At 28.5% G+C, this 6051-nt stretch carries 4 protein-coding genes; all 4 read right to left on the bottom strand.

Features of this window, described 5'->3' with window-relative positions:
* Positions 1-75 precede the first annotated feature (75 nt).
* On the bottom strand, positions 76-438 hold the full coding sequence (locus Q0F58_RS02980) for a nucleotidyltransferase domain-containing protein (protein WP_294372378.1): 363 nt from the start codon (positions 436-438) through the stop codon (positions 76-78).
* Positions 439-679: 241 nt separating this feature from the next.
* The gene (locus tag Q0F58_RS02975) at positions 680-1936 is read right to left on the bottom strand and encodes an ABC transporter substrate-binding protein (RefSeq protein ID WP_294372375.1); all 1257 of its coding nucleotides are present in this window, start codon (positions 1934-1936) and stop codon (positions 680-682) included.
* A 27-nt stretch (positions 1937-1963) separates the two neighbouring features.
* A complete protein-coding gene (locus Q0F58_RS02970) occupies positions 1964-3976 on the bottom strand; it encodes a methyl-accepting chemotaxis protein (protein WP_294372372.1) in 2013 nt (670 codons plus the stop codon).
* A 620-nt stretch (positions 3977-4596) separates the two neighbouring features.
* Positions 4597-6018: a pyruvate kinase gene (gene pyk / locus Q0F58_RS02965; RefSeq protein WP_294372370.1), complete on the bottom strand. Its 1422-nt coding sequence runs from the start codon at positions 6016-6018 to the stop codon at positions 4597-4599.
* Positions 6019-6051 lie beyond the last annotated feature (33 nt).

The following is a 6051-nucleotide window of genomic DNA, read 5'->3' as shown; positions in this document are numbered from 1 at the left end:
ATATAATCACCTCAAGTTATATTGTATCATGTTTGATTATATTTAAATACATTTTTAATAACTATTTTGTTCCTCCTACATCATAGCCATTAAATCCTGAGCTATATATATTATTTCATCAATATTTTGATCAAACCATTCACAAAATTCATCAGATAATATTCCTATTGGTTTTCCAGATAAAACTTCATTTAAGAACAGAATCCTGTTTTTATCTGGTATAACTAAATCTACTTCACGACCAATTTTCTGTTCCAAATCATACTCCAAAAGAGTCCTCTCTTCATCACTTATATCATGACAAAACCATCCAATATCAATGTCTGAATCATCATCAAAAAATCTTGAATTATAACTTCCAAATATATATATTCCTTCAGTCTTATCTTGTGGTAAAGTTTCTAATATAATTTTTTCAATTTTTTCTTTATCAATCACTTTAATCACAATCCTTAATTATTATTCCTGTTTTTTATTATATCCCACAATCCTGTTTTATAAAATATATTCATTATAATTAACAATGAGTAGTACATAATGAACAATAAAATCTTTTCAAAATTTCTTTAATTTCATATGACCTCATTATTAAAACATATATATTTTTTATTTTTATGAATAAAAACAGCTGCATCAGTTTTAAAAATTTAATATTATCATGCAGCTGTTATCTATAAAATTATTCGTATAATATTATCTGTAATGTGTTTACTAATTGTGTATATGTACTTTCTGCACACTCATCAACCGACATTTCATTATATGCTATTGAATTAATAGAATCAATACATATATTCTTTATTGATGCATTTTCAAAATAAGGATTCATGACAACTTCCTTGGCATTTGAATTGTTTTTATTAAATTCATATTCAATTCCTTCAAGCTGATTATTATTTTCTAATATTTCAACTGCTTTAGGATTTGAAGGTATTCCCCTGTCAACTCCAATATCTTTTACTGCTTCATCATCTGTAAGAAGAAATTTCATCAATAAAGCTGCTTCTTCTGGGTATTGAGTATTTTTACTTATTCCATACAACATTGCAGGTTTTACGAATTTAATATTATTGTTTCCGCTTGCTGATGGTATTTCTCCTATTTCTATATCTGAATTATTCTTTTGGGCTGACTTGCTATATTTTGAAGCCTGATTTTGCCATGCATATCCTGCTATAGCTCTATTATCTCCTAAATATTTATCTTTGATTGTATTAGGTAATGGTATAATTTTTTTATCTATAAGATTTTTATAAAAATTAAGCAGATCCTTTATATCATCTTTACTAAATTCCAAAGTTCCGTTTCTATTTATAAAATCTTTTCCTGTTTTTTCTCGTATATATGCTGTAGATAGAATCCATGAATGTTCAGAATCCAGTTCTAATGGATACTCACCCTCTGGAATTTTATTTCTGGCTTCAAACAATGAATCCCAAGTATCATATTTATCTATTCCATACTTATCCCCAAGAGTTTTATTATAGAAGAATACTTTACTATTCATTGCTATTGGTATTCCATTTAAGATATCATTACTTGAACCATAGTCAAGAAGTTCATCTGAATACTGATTCAATTCCAATACCTCATTCAATTTGCTCAAATCATAAAAGCCAGTACCATCTTTTGAAAATTTATTTATCCAATCATAATTTATCTGCATTAAATCTGGCTCATTATTAGCCATTATAAGCACTTTCATTTTATCTACAAAACCAGTCCACTCTCCATATACTATGTTTACCTTTATATTAGGATATTTATCTTCAAAAGCTTCTACAGCCGCCATAGTCTTGTCGTATCTGCTTTCATTTCCCCAAAACGAAAAACTTATAACAACTGACTCCTGATTTTTTGATTCTCTAAAAGTGCAGCCATAGATATTAACAGAAAATAGTGTTATTAATAATACTACTGCTATTTTTTTTAACATATCTAACCTCCACATATTTCTCAAAATTTATTTCAAATCCTTCACAATATTAAATTTATCAATACTATCTGATAGATTTTTCATAGATTTAATCAAATTATTTGAATTTGATTCCAACTCATGTGTGCTTAAAGTTTCTTCTTCTGTTGCTGTTAAAACTTCTTCTGCATTAAATGATGTACTTTCTGTTAGTTCTTTCATCTGTTCTATCAAGTTTATTGTAAGTTCTTTGTCCTCTTTTATACCATCCATAAGTTTAGATATATCATTGATCTTATATGTAACACTCTTAGCAGAATTTATAATTTCTGCAAAAGACTTATTAGCAAAATCCATAGAATCTTTTTGATTCTCAAATGTAAGTTTTGTTTCTTTAATAATGTTAATAGCATTTTGAGATTTTTCATATACACTGTCTATAATTTTTTGTACATTATTTGCAGAATTTCTTGACTGATCTGCAAGAATCCTTACTTCTTCAGCTACCACTGCAAATCCCTTTCCATTTTCACCAGCTCTCATTGCTTCTATGCTTGCATTAAGAGATAATAAATTAGTCTGTTCACTTATTTCATTAATTAATTCCATAACTTTTCCTATTTCTGATATACTATCTGTCAACATGTTTATATCATTAAATAGTTCATTAACCATTTCCTCTGTTTTATCAGATTTATTCTGTAAATCTTTGACCATAATTAGTGATTTATCACCAATAATCCTGTTTTCCTCTGAAATCTTGTTTACATCAGAAACATTTACAGATATGTCATCAATTTTTCCTGACAGACTGCTTACAGTATCTGAGGTTTTTGATAATTCCTGAGATTGTTTTTCTGTTGATTCAACTATAAAATTCATTGCTTTGGATACATTTTCAGATAATTTAAAATTATTTTCAGCCATACTATCAATTTTTTCTGATTCATCTTTTACAACTTGTGTAACCTTTGCAGCTTCATGTATTAACTTCATTATATGAACCATCATATTATTAAAACTATTTGCCAAATCACCAATTTCATCATTACCTGAGTATTCACTTTTAACTGTAAGATCTCCATCTTCAGCCTGTTTCATTTTAAGAACAATATCTTTTATAGGATTTGATATCTTATTTGCATTAAATGCCCCATAAATTCCAGCTAAAATTATTGCAGCAACTGAAATCACAAAAATTATTTTACCTACAGATTCAACTTCCTCCATAATATAACTTTCAGGTATCAAATATAATAATTCCCATCCATTAGATGAAGTATTATATGTAATCAAATTTTCATTACTTATAAAAGTATCTGTTTTAACATTAGTTAATGCTGTTTGCATTTTTTCATTCAATTTAGTTCCTATTAATTCTTTATCATATGAATATACTATATTTTCATCACTATCCAAAATGATATAATTAGAATAACTTTGTTTATTTTCATTTTTTAATACGTTATTCATATCATCTGCATAAAAAGAAGTAAGCATTACACAATACTCATTTACCCTTTTTGAATAATATATTTTTTTATAACTTCCATTATATCCAGTAATCCATGTATCATCTGTATCAGAACCATCAATACTATTTTCTAATTGTGAATACAATGAATTAATATCAAATAATTCCTTTGTCCCATCAGATATTTTCCCAATAGTTGTTCCATCATCATAAACCAATGCAAAGTCTATAAAATTCTCCAACAAACTTATTGATACTAAATATTGATTTATTTCATTCTTAGTAGTTTCTGTATCATATATACTGAGTCCCTTTCCTGACGGATGAAATGATAAAACGTTTTCTTTTGCAAATACTAATGAAGTTGTATTTTCTACATTTTTTAAATAGTCTTCTACTCTGGATTTACTCTGTAATCCATAATCTGTTGCCATTTCACTCATTTTATCTACAAGAACAGACTTATCAACACAATATGTCACTAAAAATATCAATACTATGGGAATAGCAGCAATAAGAGCATAACTCCATATAAGCCGTCCCTTTAATGTTCTTGTCAAATTATTATGCTTTTTCATAACTCTCATATTTATACTCATCTCCCTTAAAATACCCTTTATTATATTTTATATCACTATAATGTATACTTTCAACATATAATGAATTATTTAGTCGTACAATGTAAATATTTGCTATAACATATTATAAAAATACAACATAAAAAAATCTGCTTTGCAGACTGTGTGTTTCTGCCCCTTCAAAAGTTATCCACAGATTGTTCGAAAATATAATTTCCTATAGAATAAAAAAAAGCACCCGAAGGTGCCAATACAGAATCAGTTGCCATTTAATTCCATATACAATAAGTATTCCGCATTCAACGCGATAATATACATTATATAATAAATATAACACAAATAATTGTTAATTTTCTGTTAACTTTTTTATTTTTATAAATTTTCAGTTTCACTATATATTGCAATTATAAATTCAAAATTGATATTTAGTTAAAATTTTTGCAAAATTTCTTTAACATCAATATTATTTTAAAATACTTACTTAAAATAAAAATATATAAAAATAGAGACAGCATTATTTATTTAATAATTCTGTCTCTAAAATTATCCGCCTAATTATATAAACATTAATCTGGCTGGTTATTTAATAATAAATAATCTAACCATTACAAATATCTATTATATTAAAACTATTTAACTTCTGTAATCTTTAATAAGTTAGTAGCTCCAACTTGATCTACTGGTACACCAGCTGCTAATATTACAGTATCTCCAGCTGTAACAAATTCATTGTTCTTAGCTATTTCTACTGATTTTTCTAACATTTCATCAGTTGAAGTCATCTTATCAGCAACTACAGGATATACACCCCATGAGAATGCTAATTGTCTAGCAACTATTACATCTGGAGTAACAGCTATGATTGGACATTCTGGTCTGCATTGAGAAATTCTCTTAGCAGTAGCACCTGTTTGAGTTGAAGATATTATAGCAGTTGCTTCTAATTCATTAGCTGCATTAGCTGCTGCTCTTGAAATAACTCCTGCTACAGCTGGTATATGAGATTTAGCTTGAGAAACAGCAACTCTGTATTCTAAAGTCTTTTCAGTTTCTTCAGCAATTTTAGCCATTGTGCTTACAGCTTCTACTGGATAATCTCCGTTTGCACTTTCACCAGATAACATGATACAATCAGTTCCGTCTAAGATAGCGTTAGCTACGTCTGAAACTTCTGCTCTTGTAGGTCTTGGGTTTCTGATCATTGAGTCTAACATTTGTGTAGCAGTTACTACTGGCTTACCAGCTTGATTACACTTCTTAATGATCATCTTTTGTACTGCAGGTACGTTTTGTACTGGGATTTCAACACCAAGGTCTCCTCTAGCAACCATGATTAAATCTGATTCTGCTAAGATTTCATCGATGTTATCAACACCTTCTTGGTTTTCTATTTTAGAACAGATTAAGATTCTTTCTCCACCGTGTGCATTTAATAATTTTCTTATAGCTCTAACGTCATCAGCTTTTCTTATGAATGAAGCTGCAATCATGTTAACGCCCATTTCACATCCAAATATTAAATCTGATTCGTCTTTTTCAGTTAATGCTGGTAATTTAATTGATACACCTGGTACATTAACTCCTTTATAAGTTCCAACAAAACCAGTGTTTTGAACTTCACACTTGATAGCATTTCCTTCAACAGATTTAACAGTTAATCCTACTAAACCATCATCGATTAATATTGTGTTTCCTGGCACAACATCATTTGCTAATCCAGCATATGTAACACCACATTTAGTTGCATCTCCAACTAAATCCATGTCTCCAGCATATACTGTGAATTCAGAACCTTTTTGTAATTCTATTTTCTTTGGATCGAATTTACCAGTTCTTATTTCTGGTCCTTTAGTATCAAGAATAACAGCAACTTCTCTTCCAAGTTCTTTAGCTATTTCTCTTACTTTTAAAATTCTTCCTTTATGTTCTTCATGATCACCATGTGAAAAGTTATGTCTTGAAGCATTCATTCCTGCTAACATTACTTTTTTTAATGTTTCTCTGTCTTCACTTGCTGGACCTATAGTACAAATCATTTTAGTCTTTCTCATTTAAACTAACACTCCTCTTTCTTGGATTAATTA

Source organism: uncultured Clostridium sp. (genome assembly GCF_934754915.1).
Lineage (GTDB): Bacteria > Bacillota > Clostridia > Clostridiales > Clostridiaceae > Clostridium.
This window is presented reverse-complemented; position numbering and strand designations above follow the sequence as displayed.